Annotated in this window: 16 protein-coding genes and 1 pseudogene; 7 read left to right on the top strand and 10 right to left on the bottom strand. The window is 50.8% G+C overall.

Going from position 1 to position 18,478, the window contains the following annotated elements:
• Positions 1–11 precede the first annotated feature (11 nt).
• The 3 genes from ACG2E4_RS12785 to ACG2E4_RS12775 are packed head-to-tail and all read right to left on the bottom strand — an operon-like array spanning position 12 to position 4,367.
• Complete coding sequence (locus ACG2E4_RS12785) at positions 12–1,352, bottom strand: NTP/NDP exchange transporter (protein ID WP_395261923.1); 1,341 nt, start codon at positions 1,350–1,352, stop codon at positions 12–14.
• Positions 1,353–1,364: 12 nt separating this feature from the next.
• Positions 1,365–3,074, bottom strand: a complete 1,710-nt coding sequence (locus ACG2E4_RS12780) for a hypothetical protein (protein WP_395261922.1) — start codon at positions 3,072–3,074, stop codon at positions 1,365–1,367.
• 9 nt (positions 3,075–3,083) lie between these two features.
• Positions 3,084–4,367, bottom strand: coding sequence for a BamA/TamA family outer membrane protein (locus tag ACG2E4_RS12775; protein WP_395261921.1), 1,284 nt, complete (start codon positions 4,365–4,367; stop codon positions 3,084–3,086).
• Positions 4,368–4,635: 268 nt separating this feature from the next.
• Between ACG2E4_RS12775 and ACG2E4_RS12770 the strand changes: the two genes are divergently transcribed.
• The gene (locus tag ACG2E4_RS12770; RefSeq protein ID WP_395261920.1) at positions 4,636–5,049 is read left to right on the top strand and encodes an SRPBCC family protein; all 414 of its coding nucleotides are present in this window, start codon (positions 4,636–4,638) and stop codon (positions 5,047–5,049) included.
• A 109-nt stretch (positions 5,050–5,158) separates the two neighbouring features.
• On the opposite strand, the gene ACG2E4_RS12765 is transcribed toward ACG2E4_RS12770, so the two are convergent.
• From ACG2E4_RS12765 to ACG2E4_RS12755, 3 genes are all read right to left on the bottom strand, one after another.
• A complete protein-coding gene (locus ACG2E4_RS12765; protein WP_395261919.1) occupies positions 5,159–6,472 on the bottom strand; it encodes a rhodanese-like domain-containing protein in 1,314 nt (437 codons plus the stop codon).
• A gap of 121 nt (positions 6,473–6,593) precedes the next feature.
• Positions 6,594–7,349 (bottom strand): flavodoxin family protein, encoded by a 756-nt coding sequence (locus tag ACG2E4_RS12760; RefSeq protein ID WP_395261918.1) that lies wholly within the window; start codon positions 7,347–7,349, stop codon positions 6,594–6,596.
• A gap of 182 nt (positions 7,350–7,531) precedes the next feature.
• Entirely contained in the window at positions 7,532–8,092 is a 561-nt protein-coding gene (locus ACG2E4_RS12755; RefSeq protein WP_395261917.1) for a peroxidase-related enzyme, read from the bottom strand.
• 229 nt (positions 8,093–8,321) lie between these two features.
• Between ACG2E4_RS12755 and ACG2E4_RS12750 the strand changes: the two genes are divergently transcribed.
• Entirely contained in the window at positions 8,322–9,686 is a 1,365-nt protein-coding gene (locus tag ACG2E4_RS12750; protein ID WP_395276799.1) for a sensor histidine kinase, read from the top strand.
• Positions 9,687–9,810: 124 nt separating this feature from the next.
• Positions 9,811–10,302 carry a hypothetical protein gene (locus tag ACG2E4_RS12745; protein WP_395276798.1) on the top strand — a complete coding sequence of 164 codons (492 nt, stop codon included), beginning with the start codon at positions 9,811–9,813 and terminating at the stop codon, positions 10,300–10,302.
• A gap of 319 nt (positions 10,303–10,621) precedes the next feature.
• Here ACG2E4_RS12745 and ACG2E4_RS12740 read toward each other — a convergent pair whose 3' ends face one another.
• The 4 genes from ACG2E4_RS12740 to ACG2E4_RS12725 form a co-directional block, all read right to left on the bottom strand.
• Positions 10,622–11,722 (bottom strand): DUF3179 domain-containing protein, encoded by a 1,101-nt coding sequence (locus ACG2E4_RS12740; protein WP_395276797.1) that lies wholly within the window; start codon positions 11,720–11,722, stop codon positions 10,622–10,624.
• Between the two features lie 26 nt (positions 11,723–11,748).
• Positions 11,749–12,708 (bottom strand): hypothetical protein, encoded by a 960-nt coding sequence (locus ACG2E4_RS12735; RefSeq protein ID WP_395276796.1) that lies wholly within the window; start codon positions 12,706–12,708, stop codon positions 11,749–11,751.
• Positions 12,709–12,773: 65 nt separating this feature from the next.
• Complete coding sequence (locus tag ACG2E4_RS12730; RefSeq protein ID WP_395276795.1) at positions 12,774–13,016, bottom strand: hypothetical protein; 243 nt, start codon at positions 13,014–13,016, stop codon at positions 12,774–12,776.
• Between the two features lie 57 nt (positions 13,017–13,073).
• Entirely contained in the window at positions 13,074–13,727 is a 654-nt protein-coding gene (locus tag ACG2E4_RS12725; RefSeq protein WP_395276794.1) for an RNA polymerase sigma factor, read from the bottom strand.
• 89 nt (positions 13,728–13,816) lie between these two features.
• Here ACG2E4_RS12725 and ACG2E4_RS12720 point away from each other — a divergent pair.
• From ACG2E4_RS12720 to ACG2E4_RS12705, 4 genes and pseudogenes are all read left to right on the top strand, one after another.
• Positions 13,817–14,884: pseudogene (locus ACG2E4_RS12720) on the top strand (DUF3179 domain-containing protein).
• A 187-nt stretch (positions 14,885–15,071) separates the two neighbouring features.
• Positions 15,072–15,776: a metalloregulator ArsR/SmtB family transcription factor gene (locus ACG2E4_RS12715; protein ID WP_395276793.1), complete on the top strand. Its 705-nt coding sequence runs from the start codon at positions 15,072–15,074 to the stop codon at positions 15,774–15,776.
• A gap of 21 nt (positions 15,777–15,797) precedes the next feature.
• Positions 15,798–16,952: an NAD(P)/FAD-dependent oxidoreductase gene (locus ACG2E4_RS12710; protein ID WP_395276792.1), complete on the top strand. Its 1,155-nt coding sequence runs from the start codon at positions 15,798–15,800 to the stop codon at positions 16,950–16,952.
• Positions 16,953–17,102: 150 nt separating this feature from the next.
• Positions 17,103–18,464 (top strand): TolC family protein, encoded by a 1,362-nt coding sequence (locus ACG2E4_RS12705; protein ID WP_395276791.1) that lies wholly within the window; start codon positions 17,103–17,105, stop codon positions 18,462–18,464.
• The last annotated feature ends 14 nt before the right edge of the window (positions 18,465–18,478 follow it).

Genomic DNA, 18,478 nt, shown 5'->3' with positions numbered 1-18,478 from the left:
CTTGCTATTATTTATACAGGCAGTTCCTCAACAGCTGCCTTTTTATCAAATTCACGGCCGACGTACCGGACGGTCATGATCCAAAACACAAGGATAACCAGGCAGGCTACCGACAGCCACCGCACATGTTGGAGTCCCACCCAAGCGGCAACCGCCAGGTTAAGCACCACGGCCAGCACCTTGGCAAATCGCTGAACAAACATGTCGATGAACGCCTTGGCCTTGTACTTGGTATCCTGGTCGGTGGGGGTGTATAGTGCTTCTTTGGCTGACTGGTTGATCGAATAATTCAGGCTGTTATCGCTGGCGGACATGATGGTTACAAACAAAAGGCTGGGTATCACCAGGAAACCAACAGACCCAAAGGTAATGGCTAAGGGCAAAAACAGCAGGGCGATGCCCACCCCGTATCGCTTCATGATAAAACTGGTCAGGAACAGCTGCACAACAAGAGAGATAATACTGGTTATTTGGCCCACAAGACCGAAATAGGCATCTTTTTCCAGGTCGCCGCTGATGCTGGAAGCGATGGTCGCTGACAGCTGAAAATCAACGATATTGGATACTATTTCGTAGAGCCCAATGATCCCCACTATAGCCAGCAGGTAGTTGGATTTAAATACGATATTCGCCCCTTCAAAGATTGCGTTACAGCGCTTTCCCTCGGCGCAGGGCTCTTGCGTGTTTGGTTCCCGCACTCCCGGTGTTCGACGGTTGACGATATACCCGATCGCGATCATTACGGCCAGGGGAATCAGGCATATATACAGCAGCGTGGGACGCCCCAGCTCGCTTACGTAACCAGCTACCACGGATGACCCGACAATGCCCCCGATTATGCCGCCCAACCCAACGATGCCATACGTTCGCCTGGCCTGCTTTGCGTTAAAAATATCATTGGAATAGGCCCAAAAGAATGTAACCATCGCAGAGTTGAACATATCGCCCAGCACGTAAAAAGACCAGCTGGTGGAGGCCCCGGGGTTGTGCATGAAACCGGCGAAGAGAATAAACAGTCCACCGAACAAGAGGTTCAGGGCAAGATTCAGGTGCTGTCGCTTGAGTTTCCGGGCCAGCAGGGTAAAAATGACTACAACGGCATACACCACTACCATATTCACCACTTTGGCCAGTTGCTCCACCTCGGCACCGGCAAAGCTCGTACCCATAAACTGCAGCGGATTGGTTTGGTAGTAGTTAACCAACAGCCCGCGCTTTAACGGCTTTAAGACCCAAAACGTGGCAATCACCATGAAAAAGAACAGGGACATCAGCAGCACATTGGGCCACTCCTCTTTCCTGATGTCAAAGAAGTTTTTGCGGATGTGCTGGATAATTCCGGATTCAGCCATAGTGCTGTCGATTTATTCTTCTCGTTTAATGCCAACCACTCTGGGACCCGAAGATTCGAGGGCTACATACACCCGGGTGCTTTTTTCGGATACTTCGGAATTAGCCCTTCGGGTTATAATATCATACTTCAGTACCGTCCCCTGGCCGTTATCTTTCCTTTTGGGAATCAGACATCGATCAATAGATATCCTGGGTTGCTGAACCTGCTGATGTTGCAGTACTGATCCATCCACAATAGAAACAGTATAGTCGTAATTCGTTGAACCTTCTTCAAAAAGTCCGCTGTCAATTCCCAAGTCCTTGAAAGAGAGTACGATCTGTTGCCCGGTGTCTTTCGCGCTGAACTTGTCAACCGGATTGATGCGGCGGAACCAGTGGCGGCCGATCTTGTCTCTGCGTTCTATTAGTACATCAATGACATATTGCTCGGCTTTGGGATTAGTAAGCTGACCGGTCTCTGCGATTGCGCGGATATCCTCATCACTGAAACTCATCACCTGCTTGGCGCCCCAGAAAGCGTCGCGCAGCGTCATGTTTTCGTAGGCGGGCAGCGGATGGGCCGACACCCACCGGCCCGGTTTGAACACATCAGCACGAAAATAACCCACAGAGGGATGAGGAATATAATTTTGTGGATCTACCGTCTCCCATAAATTTACATTAAGTCCAAGAGTGGCGGCATTAAGCGCCATGTATCGCGGGTCAATCAGGTAGGCCTGTCCATAAATCGGTTCGTGGATACCCGCTCCGTTGGCTCCAAGGGTGTTGCCGAAATCCTGCACGTAATGTTTGATGTAACCCTCGTCGGTATAGACCGCCATGGTATTGGCATCGCGGCGGTCCGTATCATTCAGCCAGGAGCTGAGGATGCGCATGCCCCGCAGCTCACGGCGGTGCTCGTGGGCCACCCGATCGTTGGGATCATCGGGTCGCGTCCCCTCAAATGCCCACTGGCCGACCGGAACGCCATCTACAAATTTGCTGGCCAGGGCGCGGATTTTCCCCTGCTCGTTTCGGGGCTTACCAGAGATAATGCTCCGGTAGTCCGTCATCGTCATAGGGCGTTCTTTGCCGGCTTCCATTACGTAAACTCCCTCTCCAATGGTTACTTTGGCAGGATCAAAATAGGTGATCGTGGCTTCGGGCACGTTGTAACCGGCGCCGTGGAATATTTTGGTGCCGATGACCTCGGCAGAAGTGGTTAGTTCGGGGTACTGCGGACCGTCAAACTTGATCAGGAACCGGTTACCGCTGGCATCTTCGATAAAAAATCCGGGATTGGCGCCCTCCAGCTTGGCGGAAAAAATGGTCCAGGAGCCCGAGGTATCAGGCTTGACAGTATTGGGACCCTGCGCCAGTTCTTCAGGCGTCATGGGATTATAGTAGTGCCGGTAGTTGTACCAGCTCGATTCGGGCGGCTCGTCCAGGCGATTCACATTGTCGGCCTGTCTGGCACCGGCCGCCCCAACGGCACGCCCAGCCGTTCGAATAACCTTGTTGAGGTCCAGCGGTTTTTCGAGCTGGTGAAAAATGGTGTTGTCGATGCGGTCCCAGTATTGGTAAGACTCGTTTTCTTCCGGCTGGGGAATTTCAGCAGTATCGGGATCAAATGTTTTAACCGGTCCCAGCGTGTAAGGCCTGGTATTGCTGCATCCCATTAGTCCCAAAAACAGGACCAGGAGTACTGGTTTAAATGTAATATTTGAGTAAAGCGGAGCCACAAACAAATCTTAAAAATTGGGATTTATGGACAGAATTACGCGGGAAGATTCTTTACTGAAGGCAAATTCGGACCGAAAGGCAAACCCTTTGGTGGATATCAGGTGAAGGCCAAAGCCGTAGCTGGTATGAAAATCCTCCAGACCAATGTCAGAATAGCCATTGAACACCTGACCTTCATCCACAAACAGTACGATGTCCGCAAAATTCCACAGGGGATACCGGTATTCCAGGGTCGCCAGCAACGACCCGTCATCCCGGAAACGGTCGGTGGGAAAGCCCCGCAGGTCGTTGGAGCTGCCGAGGATGGGATAATCAAAAAACGGGATTTCGCGGTCTCCCAGCGGCGCGGTTTTCTGCACTCGTGTTTTTAATGCCAGGCGTCGCGTATCCGGCAGAAAGGGAACCGGCAAAAACTGGTGCCACTCCAGCTGGTAGGTCAGGTAATGAAACCGGTCGTCGGTCAGTGAGCGGTTCCAGTTTAATCCCAGTATATATCTTGCTCCGTGTGTGCTTCGGGGGGATTCATTAACGAAATCAAACTGCAGAGAGCTACCGATCCCCAACAGCGCAGTTGCGCCCCTCAGCGGTTCAGGAATCAGCGGGAGGGGATCTTCCCGTACGATTTCATTATTGGAAATATCCATCTTTCGGTACCGGCCTGAGATGGTGAGTGTTGTTGCCGGGCTAACCAGGTGGCGAAACTCGATCCCTCCTTCCAGTTCTTCAGTGGCATAAAGCTGCTCATTTACCAGCGCAGAATTATTACCTCCATACAGCGATTTGACGGGATCGTTGGAATAGCTGGCGTCGAATTCTAACTGACTCCTGCTGGAAAAAAATTGGGGGATGGCATATTTGAAATCAACATCGTTGTATTCCTGGGATCCGAACAGGGCTTCTATGCGGGCGCGGTGATTATAGCTGGTAAATTGGTTGTGGTACAAAAGTAATCCATAGGCAATTCCGACATCGCCGCCCAGCTCGAACAGTGGATATACGCCGTAGGGAGCACGCTCTCCCTGCAGCAGATGGGGCAGCTCACGTTCCGCCCATTTTACGCCCCAGCCCAGCGGGCGCGTGGTCCAGTGCAGTAGGTACGAGGGAAGCGCAAGCAGGTGCTCTCCTGCAGATCGCTCCGAGGAGTAGGGAACCGAGTTTGGGTTTGCAGTAGCCTCTTCTGACTCTGAAGATTTTTTTTGGACACTTTGGCTCCAACCATCTGTGACAGGTGCAATCGTCAGAACACTTAATAAGCCAACGAAAATCGATTTCCAGGAGTGATTGGTCTCCATTAAAAAAATCCGGGATAAAAAATGACTATTCTATTTACAGTTGATCGACACATTAATTTGAAGGGAATAAAGTACAAAATCTTACGAACAATCTTGCCCTGGCTGTCCGAGCAGATATTCCTTACAGGAATTTTTCGACCCTGTTCTTTTGTTCGATATCGGCATATCCATACATTCGAAATCCTCATGTTAAAAATTTACGAAAGATTATTCTCACACGGGACGTCCGTTACATCAAGCAAACTCTAATCACATAGACAGTAAACACATGGAAAAAGTGAAAGTAAGCGGTACCATCAATGCACCGGCTGAAGAGGTGTGGAAACTAGCGGGTAATTTTAACGGATTAGATGAGTTTGTCGAAGCCGTTGCCAGTTGTACTACCGAGGGGTCCGGCGTTGGAGCCGTACGGACGCTGATCTTGCAGGATGGTGGAGAAGTCAGGGAAAAACTGGAAAGCCTGGATGCAGATAATCGGGTGATGACCTATTCCATCGTAGAATCTCCTATGCCCATTGAAAATTATACCGGAACCATAGAAGTTAAAAAGATCGATGAAGAGCGGTCAGAATTCACCTGGTCATCGACATTCGAGGCGGCTGATGGCACGGAAAATGATATGAAGGAAGCGCTGGAAGGTCTCTATTCCCTGGGCGTGGCGGGGCTGAAGGATGCTTTTTAGCGTGGCTGTTATCTTTGTTAAATGTTGAAGGTTGACAGGTTGAAGGTTACTAACCCGCAACCTTCAACCTGTCAACCTTCAACCTGCAACAAGAAAACAGCAGTCGCTGCTACCTACCATTAACTACTGCCCTCTCCTCCGGAATTCCGGTTTCGATGGGATTAGCCGGATCGTTGCACCACTCATACCATCCACCGTCATAGACCGACACGTTGGGCCATTCCATCAGCCAGGCGTTGATGAAAGCCTCGCTGCCCCGCCATCCGGTACCGCAATAAAAGGCGATATGTTTGTCCGGCGTGATCCCCCCCTCCCGCCAGGCCGCTTCGACTTCGTGGTATTCCCGCATGGTATGATCGAAATTCCGGTAATTTTCCATGTGGTAGGCGTCGCTGCCGCAGTTGCCGAACACCGCGCCGGGAATACGTCCCTTCTGCTCGATATAGTGATAGCCGCTCCGGTTGCCGATAAACTCCTCCCAGCTGCGGATGCTTACCAGCTCGCCATTGGCTGAGCCCAGCAGCTGCTTCGCCTCCGGCGTGTCGATCATGTATTCGGGATGGGCGGGGATATCGATTCCAAAATCGCTGGCGGGATTGGGGTCGTTCGGTTCCATGGAAAGATCATATCCCGCATCTTCCCAGCTGGTGACGCCCCCGTTTAAAATCCGTATATCCTTGACCCCCGCATACAGCATAATGGCCGCGCAGCGCAGGGCGCCCAAATGACCGGCACTCTTCCCGGGAAATTTTTCTTTATCGTACACCGGCGACGAAAATCGCCCGTAGATGACCACGGTGGTGTCGTGGCGTATTCCGAGGCTTTGAAGCGTTTCCCTCAATTCTTCCGGGCTCCGTCGGTTCCAGGTTTCGGTCGATTCCAGGCTGTTGGTATCCACCGCAACGGCTCCCGGGATATGGCCCCTGTGGTAATCTTCGATATGGTCGTAGTGGGAATGGCAAATGACATAATTTTTGCCGTTGGAGTGAAGTGGTTTTTTACCATCGATCAACTGCTTCACCCATTCGGGATACACCAAATGTTTGAACCGGGGGAGCCGCTCCATCGGCAGCTCCGGGCTGGCTGCCCATTCATAAACAAACCCGTTGTAGATGGACACCTGCTGAAAGCCCAGCTTCCGTAATTTTTCAGCCATTTGAATACTTTCATCCGGCTTGTATCCATACACAATAACGGGTCGGTCTTTGGCAATACTCTTTTCTTCCAGCACCTCCACCCAGTCCATATACCGGGTCCAGGTCAGGGGAACGCTTTTTGCGCCCTGGATGTGTCCACCGCGCTGCTCCCCCTGCAGGGCCCAACCGTTGTAGGCGGCAAGGGGGCGAACGTCGATAAGGGTGGTAGTTGTCTGGTTCAATTTTTCAGCGAGCGTGCTGGTGGAAAGTTCTTCAAATGCGGGCATATAGGTTCGGTTAGTTAGGATCGAAACGGATTATCTGAATGTACGGATGCTCAGACAAGGTAAAAACCCCGGCACGCAGCAACCTTGTTCCAGTAGTTGACATACCGGTGGCTGTACCGAGTCAACGGTGTTCAGGATTGGGATGATCAAAACGGCAGCCGGCCTCCCATTCTGATCGCTGGTTGCCGTGGGCGGGTATGCCGCCGGCCTGGTCGAGCATCAGGGCCATGTGCATCAGGTTCCAGGTCATAAAGGTGGTATTGCGCTGGGTAAACTCGTTGTCGAAACCTGCGCGACCATTTTCCACTTCGTCGCCGTAACTCGGCCCCGGACCTGCTTCGCCGATCCACCCGGCATCAGCCTGTGGTGGAATGACATAGCCCAGGTGCTGCAGACCATAAAGAATACTCATTGAACAATGTTTGATGCCATCTTCATTTCCGGTAATCAGGCAACCCCCTACCCGACCGTAATAAGCGTATTGCCCCTTGTCGTTAAGGTTTCCGGAATACCCGTACAACCGCTCAATGACTTTGGCAGCAACAGAAGATTTTTCTCCGAGCCAGATGGGAGATCCGATGACTAAAATATTGGCATCCATCACCTTCTGCTGAATAGCCGGCCAGTCGTCGGTTTCAAATCCGTGTTCCCTCATATCCGGGTAGACCCCGGGCGCGATATCGTAATCCACAGGCCGCAGCACTTCGGTAGTCACATTATTCTTTTCCAGGATAGACCGGGACACCCCGATGAGCGTCTCGGTATGCGATTCTTTTGGACTGGGCTTCAGTGTACAGTTCAGAAAGAGTGCGCTGAGGTTTGAAAAATCCCATCGACTGTCGCTGCAAAGATCTTCCTGTTTTTTTGATAGAGCCATATTCTATGCCTTGTTGTATTAAAATTACAATCTTCCTCAATGTTTACCGTAACAAGAGATATCGTGTTATAGGTTGCAAGTTTCAGGTTGCAGGTTTATACGAACATAACCTTCAACTTTATTCTTGCAACAGAGAAAAGAGCTAAGAGTTAGATCTCATTATCATCGTAGTTCTTACCAAATCAATACTTATAACCCTTCACTTCCTGTTCGTCGGCCTCCACTCCCAGTCCCATTACCATTCGGTTAACAAAATTGAAATAACTGATAACCAGTACAGCATCCAGAATCGCGCGGTCTGAAAGGCCCGTGTGCTTAAGAGGCTCCACGTCTTCTTTCGCGTCTATCTGGTCTGGAGTATTGGTTAGTTTTTGTGCCAGTCTGCACAGTCGGGCATCCACATTATCAAGATCAAGCTTGGTATAATCCTTCCGGAGCTGCTCCACCTTCTTGCGGTTTTTCCAATAATGGTTTAGGGCCTCCCCGTGATGCAGCTCGCAATATTCGCATTCGTTAGCCGCTGACACGACTACGGCCATCATCTCTCGCCGGGCCCGGCTCAGTGGCGACTTGCTAAACATGATGGACATATACAGCTCCATATGTGCGACAATGGTCTCCGGGTTCAGGCTCTGAATCTTGTGAATTTGAGCCAGCTTTCCCCGCTTTTTCCTCAAGTCTTCATAAATCTCTTTCAAGGTGCCGGAGGCTTCATCCGGTTCAATAATATCAATATATGCCATTTAGAGGTAGTGATCTGTAATTTGGAATTTCCCTGTTTGGACAACAACACGGTCTCTTTTCTTACCGTACGGTACTGAAACTTAGGTACCGCCGCCCTTTTACCCGCACCAACCCAATGTATATGGTTTTATTAAAGTCTGCTAATAACGCGGATCAACAGGTAAGATCCCCGGGCGGCTGTTCATCCACTAACATTCAAATTATGATGCAAGAATTCAGTTTTCGTATATGGGAGAAATAGAGCCGCAGAACAATCGATTTTACCTGAGTCGGAAATTAATCCTGATCGTTAGCCTGTTCATTCTTATTGCGAGCGTTCTGGTTGTACTTACCAATTTCTCCCTCAACATGATTGCAGCCACCAGCGACTACACAGCCTTGCTGTCTAAATGGAGCCAGCTTCACTACAGGTCCGAAATAACCATCCAGCAGTATGCACGAACAAAATCGGACTCTACATACCACAATTTCCTACAGATGAAACGTGAGATGGACCGGCTCCGGCAGCCCATTGACGAGCTGTTCCAGGACGAGGTGGATGCGGATCTTGTTTTTGAGTCGCTCCGCCCAGATCATATATATCCAAATGAAATTTCAACCCTGATCTTTGTTTTCAGCTGGTTTAACGATCTGCAAATAGTCGGCGAAATACGACAGGAGTGGCAGCAACTGCACCGAATTGAAACGGCTCAATCTGTACTGTTGAACTCACTGCACCGAAAACGGGAAACCGGAGCTCCCGGCCAAAATATAGTCGATCAATACGTGTCGGAGGCAACCCCGCTATACAGCCGGTGGAATACTCACCACGAGAGGTTGATGGGAAAGGTTGAAACTGCCTCCCTCGCCATCAAGCGGATCGGTTTGTGGATTAGCGTCATACTGGGGATCCTGCTGGTGCTGATTGGGGTCGTTGTTTCAGTTCGGGCCAGCAAAAGTGTCGGCCGATGGGAGCAGTCCCTGCATGAAAAAGAGATTCTGCTTTCAGAAATTCATCACCGGGTTAAAAATAACCTGGCCGTGATTTCAGGCCTCCTGGAACTGGAGACTATGCAAAACAAAAATCCCGGGCAGGCCCTGAAGGAGAGCCGCGATCGCATCCACTCCATGGCCATAATTCATGAAATCCTGTACCAATCCCGGTCCTTTTCACAAATCAGGCTAGACCGTTATATCTATGAGTTGGCGGATTATATCCGCGAGACCTATGCGGACAACGCCAGGAATGTTGAACTGACTTATGATTTAGAACAGGTAACCCTGAATATAAACCAGGCTGTTCCCGCCGGACTCATCCTGAATGAACTCCTGGTAAATGCCATTGAATACGGGTTTAGGGAGACCGCGCAAGGTATGCTGACGCTCCACCTGGATGAATCAGAAGGAAAGGTGCGTTTATCGCTTCAGGATAACGGAAAAGGACAGACCACCAAATTTGACCCTGAAACAGCGGAAACTGCAGGTTTTGCCATCGTGGAAACATTGGTCAGGCAGCTGAACGGGCGGTTGCGTATTAAACAATCCAAGACCCCAACCGTTGAGCTGGAGTTCAGGAAATCAGATGCTTCCGGTTCCAGCAACAGGTATCTGTAGGGGCCTTGCGAAGTCAAACAGGTAACTATACTAGTGTTGTGTCGATAACTAAATGCCGGTCCAGACCTGGCAGGGCTCTGATCTTTTTTAGTTGGCCCAACACTGTTGATAATACTAATGCATTATGAAGAAAACTCTGGAAAAAAATTTTAACATCATGCTGGCCGGTTTTCTGGCCAGCCTTGCCATGTTCCTGTTCATCTACATTGGAATCAATATCACCGGGCTGGCCCCCTTTAATGTACCTCCTTCGTCCGCCTTTTTGCATAATTTGGGGATCGAGGGCAGAGGGTACGCCCTGGTGCTGCATTTCTGTTACGGAATTCTCTGGTCCTATGTATTCGTCTATACGTTTGAAGAGGACGTTTCTATTTCTAAAGCAGTTATTCTCTCGGTCATCTTGTGGATTTTCATGATGCTGGTATACAGCCCGCTAATTGGCTGGGGCATCTTCGGGATGGGCTATGCAAGCCATTTACGTCCCGGCCATCCACTGTTTCTCTCCAACAGTTTCTCCTACATCGCCATCACGCTGGCTCTTCATTTGGTTTATGGATTTACGCTGGGCTACCTGAACAGCCGGTGGCTGAGAATGCAGTATCAGCAACACCGGTAGAGTTTACCCGGGATTTCTCACGATTCCCCTATAACTCAAATTCATCAGGGCATCCTCAAAAAAATCACAAAAAGGCTTTTTCCCCGGCCTTGAGTGGATCGCGGAAGCCGAAACAAAATCCAGTACAGACGAAGCAGATCGCGTCTCAACGAGCTTCACCGCCTGGATCTTTTTTTTGGATCAAGACAAGAGAAACACCTTGGTTTGAAAATGATCTCCTGTTTCTCGTGGAGGCTTCTCAATCAACTTTCCCTGTTCATTTTTTGTACGACATCAAAAACGAACCGAAACAGTCACCGGGTTCGTTTTCAAGGCCATCTCAATTTCTGAACCGATAAATTTCCACCTCCGGGAAAAAGTCGGCCCAGGCAAACCAGTATCCGGTGTAGGAGTTGGTCGGCCTCAGTCGTTCCCCTTTCCTCGGGCCCTCCATGGCATAGCCGAACAGGTCCCAGCGGTTGCCCTCCTGGTCTTCCATGATCACCGGCAAGGCATCCTGTACGGCCTCAAATTGAAGCTCGGTGCCATCTTCCGGACGTGCTTGGAAGGATACGGCAAAGTTGTGATTTGAGCTTCCGGCAATGATAACCTCCAGGCCTTCAACCTGGTCAGTTACCAGGTGAACCCCTTCTCCGAACATCCCGACCTGGTACACCTTCACCTGCGCGTCCTGGTCGGCCGGGCGTTCCGCTATGATACCGTGTACCCGGGCTTTGTTGGGTAGACGACTGTCAGCATTTTGTACTGGAAACAGGGTCCCGGAATCTTCATCCCGGTAGTAATCGCGGCCGTACACGAAGCCGCTGTAATCCCGGCTGAAACCGGTATCGGTGGTAAGCACTTGCGAGTCGGGGTACATCTCTTTCCATGTGCTCCAGGTGGTTTGAACGACCTGTATCGTAGTTAGCGGTGACCCGGACTCCTCACCGTTTACCCCGCGCATCTGCATCTGAGAGTAACGGCTTCCCGTCCTGCGATCATAAGGGATGAGATTATTCCTGAACAACCAGCCGGATACCCCGAATTCAACTGTTTCTCCATTGATGGTTCTCTCCCACGCGATGGCGGTACCTGTCAGTGGACACAGGGTAAGGCAATACGGGAGATCTCCAGCCGCGTCGTTCACAATTTCGTGATGATCCATCACCTGGTGGGGATACGCTTTGACGGTATCCCCGATTTTGATCCCGGTGACCAGTCGACTATTGCCGACATAGCCGACCCCGCTTGCGGGGGAAAACCGGGGTTCGTCGATAGAAGGGATGCCATCGGGTCCCGGACCGCCATCCACGATCTCATCCTTCGGGATGAGCCAGTCGCCCTCCACACCCCGACTGCTGTCCGAGCTGTCAAATACGGAACCGCAACCTGCCAGTACCAGGATCAGGCTTGCAGCCATGAATCGCTTTACATGTTTCATTCTATTCCCATGGTTTAAAATTGACTTTAAAAGATGACCCGCCTCCCGAAGTTGTAAAAAAGAGAGATCGAAGCGGTATACGCCGTAGTGGGCTGGGTACCATTGAGGTACTGATACACCGGTATTTGTCCCCCCACTTTTACGGATAGCTCCTGCGAAATACGGTACCGAACGGCCGGCTCCAGGTTAATCCATTTTCCACCGGTGTTGGGCAGCGCCTGGCCGTTGCGCCGGTCTGAGCTGGTAGACCGGTAATTGATCATCCCGATATAGGATAGGCCCGGCAGGAATGTATCTGTGATACCGGCATTAACCACCCACTCATTGCCAAACTTGTACCGGTCGTTACTTCCGAAGCGCTCACTGGAGCCGGTGATACGGTAGGTGTTAAACAGGAAAAAATTGATGGTCGAGGACGGTGCAAACGTTTTGGAAAAATAGGACCACAGCACCCCGTCCCAGGCCCCGGTTCCCGGCTGCATATCCATATTCAGGGCAATGCCGTTCTGGGACAGCGAGCTCCTGCCAAACGGAATTTTCCCGCCCCCGCCCACGGCCAGCTGGTACTGCTCGCGCATCGTATTCTGATGCAGCACATATTTGAACAGCACTAGCCCGTCCCCGATGCCCTGCGTAGTTAGCTGATCATTGGCCCCGGGCGACCGAAGTCCGGTCCGCTGTTTGCGGACAAATGTGGTTGTGGCCGAGATAGTGAGTCGATCGGTAATCCCATAATTGAGTTCCAGCAATGTGGACTGCGTATTTCTCTCCACCGAACGGTTGGTTAACTGTGTTTTACCGGTATACAGATTGGAGATGTCATTGTACTGGTAGGTCACTCCGGCAAGAAGATTTCCCTTTGAGGCAGAACTGATGCTTTGGGAACTGATAAGCGGCGCGCCGGCACAACTACAGGTTTGACCAGGCAGGTCAGCAGGAATTAGAAAGGCGAAAGCGAGAAGAGTATATGCGAATTGCTTTTTCATACCTGGCAGTTTTGTTCCTTTTCTACTAGACTACCAGGTAACGGGGTATCTTACGTTTTAAAAATTTATGCCGGACTTTGAAGGCCTTCCATCGCATCAAGGAGGGCTTCGTACTCCTCCCTGCAGCTGCCGCACCGGTCAAGATGATCTTTTACCAGGGGCATCGCCTCCTCCGGCGATTTACCGGCCAGCTTCATTTCGGCGAACTGGTGCAGGTCCTCAAAGCACTCATCGCAGCCGATTTCATCGGATCTGGTCATTTTGACCATCCGAATCATTTTCTTTAACAGATCATTGGTTAACTTCATGACTAATAGGTAATTATAACTGTTTCTTTACAATAGACGACATTAAGGCGCGAATTCTTACAGCTTGTTGAGCATCTCATCCGGATCGATCCCCTCCAGCTCAAAACGGTGCTTTAGCTTGAGGCGTGCGTCATGGACCACTTTGTACAGGGCGTTCCTGTTGGTTCCCAGTTGTTCGGCTACGACCGAAGGGGGAATCCCGCTTATCACAATCGCTTTGATGGCGATTTTTTGCTTCTCGGTCAGCTCCTGGTTGATAATGGTCATCATCTTCTCCATCAGCTGCGATTCGTGCGTTGTACGATCCGGGGCCGGCTGGTTGTCGGCGACGCTCATCGAACGGATTTCACTGTCGTCGTCTTCATGCTTCAGGTCGTCAAGGGAGATATCGTCATACCGCTTTCTCCGCAGCTCCGTCAGCCCTTCGCGGACCGCAATTTTCATCGCCCAGGTGGTAAACTTGCTTTCTCCCCGGAACGTATGGATGTTATCCAGGATTTTGAGCAGGCTGTCCTGGGCCACATCTTCCACAAACTGATCCAGTTCACGATCCACGTATTTGGAAAGCGCCGGTTTCAGGCCCCTGATCAACACTTTTCGCAGGGCTCTTATGGCGTTGTCATCAGGAGGAGATTCCAGGCCATTGATCCAGTCTTCATTGGATTGGTAAGAATCTTCCTTTTTCCCGCGTCTTTTAAACCAGTTGAACATGCTTCTTTCTTTCTGAGATTGAACGAACTTATAAATACAGATACCGATGCTTCCATTCAAGTACACTGCTGGCAACTATCGGATTTTTTTTGACGTTCGGTGCCGGTACGCTGCTGGCACAGGAGGACCTGTTAAAGGGGTGGGAGACGAATACCTCCAAATCCGTCATCGACATCGAAGAATTGATTCCCGGCGGACCCGGTAAAGACGGCATTCCCGCTATTGACAGCCCCGAGTTTGTCTCAACTGATGCCGCCCGGTCATGGGTCTCCAGCAAGGAGCCGGTGATAGCGGTTGAATACCGGGGAGAAGCCCGGGCCTATCCGCTGCAGATTTTAATCTGGCACGAGATTGTTAATGACCTCATCAGGGATACGCCGATACTGGTCACCTTTTGCCCGCTCTGCTACTCTGCGCTCGTATTTGAACGGCGCGTTGATGGAGAGGTACTGAGATTTGGCGTTTCCGGCTTTTTGCGCCACTCCGACATGATTATGTATGATCGCAGAACCGAATCGCTGTGGCAGCAGTTTACCGGCAAAGCCCTGGTCGGCGACTAAGTCGGCACCCGGCTTAAACAGATCAACAGCCAGATCATATCCTTTTCCCAATTCCGAAACAGCTATCCCGACGGAAAGGTGCTGTCTCGCAACACCGGTCACAAGCGCCCCTACGGAAATAATCCCTACGGTGGATATGACGACATTAACAACACGCCGTTTGTGAAAACGGATACGAAAGACCTGCCGCCGATGGAAAAGGTGGTTGGGGTTAAAGTCGGTGATGCTGCCAAAGCCTACCCGTACTCTGTAACCTCACAGAAGAATATCATTCATGATACCATCGCTGACACTGCCATTGTCCTGTTTCACATAAAAGGTGCCCGCTCCGCCCTGGATTCCACCGACATTTCGGCATCGAGAGAAGATGGATCAACAGGGGTCTTTGAGAGAGCGGTTGACGGGAAGCTGCTCACATTTGAAATGCGCTCGGGTCAAATTTACGACAGGCAAACGGGCTCCAAGTGGAGTATTACGGGCAGAGCCGTGGAGGGACCGCTCAAAGGGCACCGGCTTCGTCCGGTCACGGCCGGCGATTATTTCGCCTTTGCCTGGATGGTATCCTGGCCGGAAACGGAACGGTACGTGCCGGAATAAACAGGCATCAATTATACCCCTGGCTCCTCGGACAAGGTCACAGAAGGCAATATCTCGATCTCGGGTTCTTTTAGAGGGCTTTTCCGCACGCTAGTTTCGGGCCACCAGTTGAAACCCGATATTCATTCAATAAAAATGTTGAATGTATTATTTTTTTGCCGTACTATTCATTCAACTAAATTATTGAATGACAAAGATTTCAACCCAGCATATGGACATACGGAAATTCAAAACAACCTTGTACCAGGAACTGTCGCAGGTCACCAAAGCGCTGAGCAATGCCCACAGGCTTGAAATCCTGGATTTGCTGGCCCAGGGGTCATTCCCGGTTGCGTACATTGCCGAGCAGATAAACTTGCCGGTGGCTAACGCCTCCCAGCATCTGCAGGTCCTGAAAAAGTCGGGACTGGTTAACACGCAACGCGAGGGCAAGTACATGTTCTATGAACTGGCGGGCGAACATGTATTCGAAACATGGTGCGCATTACGGAAGCTTGGGTTTGCCCAAAACGAGGAGATCAGCAAGCTGCTGAATGACTACCGAAACCGCCGCAACAGGTTAAAAACCATCAGCAGCACTGAGCTCAGTGAAAAGATGGACCGGCAGGAGATCTATCTCATCGATGTAAGACCCAGGGAGGAGTATGAGAATGGGCATATTGAAGATGCCGTGTCGTACCCGCAGAAAGAACTGAGTGAACGTATTAAAGAGCTGCCGGAGGACCGGGAAATCGTGGCGTACTGCAGGGGACCGCTGTGCCTGATGGCGGATGAAGCTGTCAAATACCTGCAAAAGCATGGGTTTAAAGCCGCCCGGCTCGGGGGCGGGTATGCCGACTGGGTAGCAAGCGATCAACCCGCGGAAAATTCCGGAGCAGGAAATTCACAATAAACAACGCAAAAAAAGAACGCTATGAAACCGACAATATTAGTTTTGGGTGGAGGAATAGGCGGAATCAGCACGGCCAGGGAATTGAGCCGGAAAATTGGTAACGAAGATGGTATTAACCTGGCCCGGATTTTGGTCTTTGAAAAGGAAAAGAGCAGCCTGTATGCTCCCTCCCTTACATGGATGATGGTGGGCAAAAGAGAAGAAAAACAGGTGTACGGGGATCTGTCCGACGTCGAACTCGGCGGTATCGAAGTTATCCACGGAGAGATCCAATCGATCGACCCCGAAAACAGAGCGGTAATCTCAAATGGCACGGAATACCGGGGGGATTATATAGTGATCTCTCTCGGAACGAAGCTGACGGATATTTACAATCTCAGCCGATATGGCCACAACTTCTATACCCCCGCCGGGGCCTCTTCTTTCTATGAGGATCTACAACAGTTTGAAGGCGGGGAAATCGCCGTGGTGGTCTCTTCCCTGCCCCACAAATCACCGGTAGCCCCCTACGAAGCCGCACTGCTTATCGATGATTTTATCCGGGAGAAAGAGATCCGCCATAAAACCGGGATCACCCTCTATACCCCGGAAACCGGTCCCATGGATTTTGCCAGCGAAGAAATATCCGGCAAGGTTCGCCGACTAATGGAAGAGAAAGAGATCCACTACAAGCCGGAGCATACATTGATTACGGCTGAGAAAAACAGCCTGACGTTTTCAAGGCCTGGGAATAAAAATGTAAAAGCGGCATTCGATCTGCTGGCCTTCACTCCCAAACACACCGCCCCGGATCTCATACGGGAGGCGGGACTGACCGGAACATCCGGGTGGGTGGAAGTGGATGAGCAGACTTTGCAGACGACCCATGATAATGTATTCGCGATAGGCGACATCATCTCTCTCCCGGTCGGCGACGGGAAAACGCTGCCGAAAGCCGGCGTATTCGCCCAATATCAGGCGGATACGGTTGCCCACAACATTGCCCGCATGTTACGCGGCAAGCAACCCAATAAAATGTTTGAGCCAAAAGGTTCCTACATCCTGGACCAGGGAGACAAGGCCAGCAAAGTTGACGGCGACTTCAATGCTGAAGAGCTGAAAATAAAAACCTCCAGCATGATCCGCCACTGGGAGAAAGTACTCACAGAAAAGGCCTGGTTCCTGAAAAATTTCTAATCCCCAAACCGATCACAATATGACACTATCAAGCTCTTGCCAAATGGTACGGTACTGCATAATGGAAACATGCGAACCGGAGTAAAAAAAAGATGATCACAGAGCCGGCAGGAATATAACCTCCATAACAACTTAAATTAATACCTGAAAATGAATTCAACCCATTCATATGTACCGGGAGTATATCTTCTTCTGATGATGTTACTGCTGCCGTTGTATGCTTCGGCACAGGATATCCCGTCCGAAAAAGAACCCCTGTTTCTTTCACTCGAGGAAGCCATTGAGCGGACCGGGGAGGAAAATTTTCGCATCAGGCAGGCCGAGTATGATGTCGAAAAGGTTCGGGGACAGTACCGCCAGACCAATGCCACATTTCTTCCGCAGCTTTCTGTCGAAGAGACGGGCATATCCACCAATGATCCGCTGAACGTATTCGGTTTTAAGTTGAAGCAGGAGGCCGTAACACAATCTGATTTTGATCCCCCGCGCTTAAACGACCCCGATTCCTACGACAATTTTACCACCAAATTCCAGGCAAGGCAGCCGGTTTTTAATGCGGATGCGATTTTCCAGCGGCGCGCCGTCAAAAAGCAGCTCGAGGCGGCCAGGGAGCAGCTTGAGGGAACGCTCCAGCACGCGCGCTACCAAGTCAAGGAGACCTATTACCAGCTGCAGCTGATGGAAAACCAGTTGGAGGTGATCCGTAAATCGCTGGAGACGGCTCGTGAAAATGAGCGGCAGTCAAAAAATTATTACGAGCAGGATATGATCAACAAGGCCGATTACCTGGCTGCTCAAGTGCGGGTGCTGGAGCTTGAAAGCCGGCTGTCGGAGACCAACGATCAGCTGCAAACCGTACAGGATAACTTGCGATATCTGCTGAATATTGATGAGGAAATAACCATTGTAGCTACCGACAGCCTGCGTATGCGTCCCGGTATTGCCGATAACATGGTTAATCCGAAAAATGCCCGTAATTCACGGTTGGATGCGTTGGAGAGTCGAAAAGCGGCAGCGGAGGAGATGCTCCGGGCCTCAAAATTCAACTTCATCCCAAGCCTGAATCTGTTTGGCAGCTACGAGTTTAATGACCAGGTGCCGTTCGGTATGCAGGGAAACAGCTACATGGTGGGCGCCACGCTTCGATGGGACCTGTTCAGCGGATTTAAAAACGTGGGCAGGGTGATGGAGTCAAAAGCCGAACTGAAGCAAGCTGAGCTGGCCTACGAAAGCAATCGATTTAAAAACAAACTGGAGATTCAGCAGGCGCAGCGATCAATTGACCAGGCGCAGGAACAGCTCCGGTTTGCGGAAGCCTCGGTAGAGCAGGCCGAGGAGGATTTCCGAATCCGCAACAATCGATACAGGGAGGGACTCGAGAGAACGACGGATCTGCTCCAGGCGGAAACCAAGCTGTTGCAAAGCAAAATGAAGCGCCTGAATGCCCTGTATCAATACAATTTGAGTTTGGCTGCGCTGGAGCTGCTCATGGAAAAAGAGATGCCTTACTAATCAGTTTTGAAACG

It is taken from the genome of Halalkalibaculum sp. DA384 (genome assembly GCF_043951955.1).
Lineage (GTDB): Bacteria > Bacteroidota > Rhodothermia > Balneolales > Balneolaceae > JAMQKA01.
The sequence above is the reverse complement of the archived record's forward strand: the minus strand, read 5'-3'. Positions and strand labels throughout refer to the sequence as shown.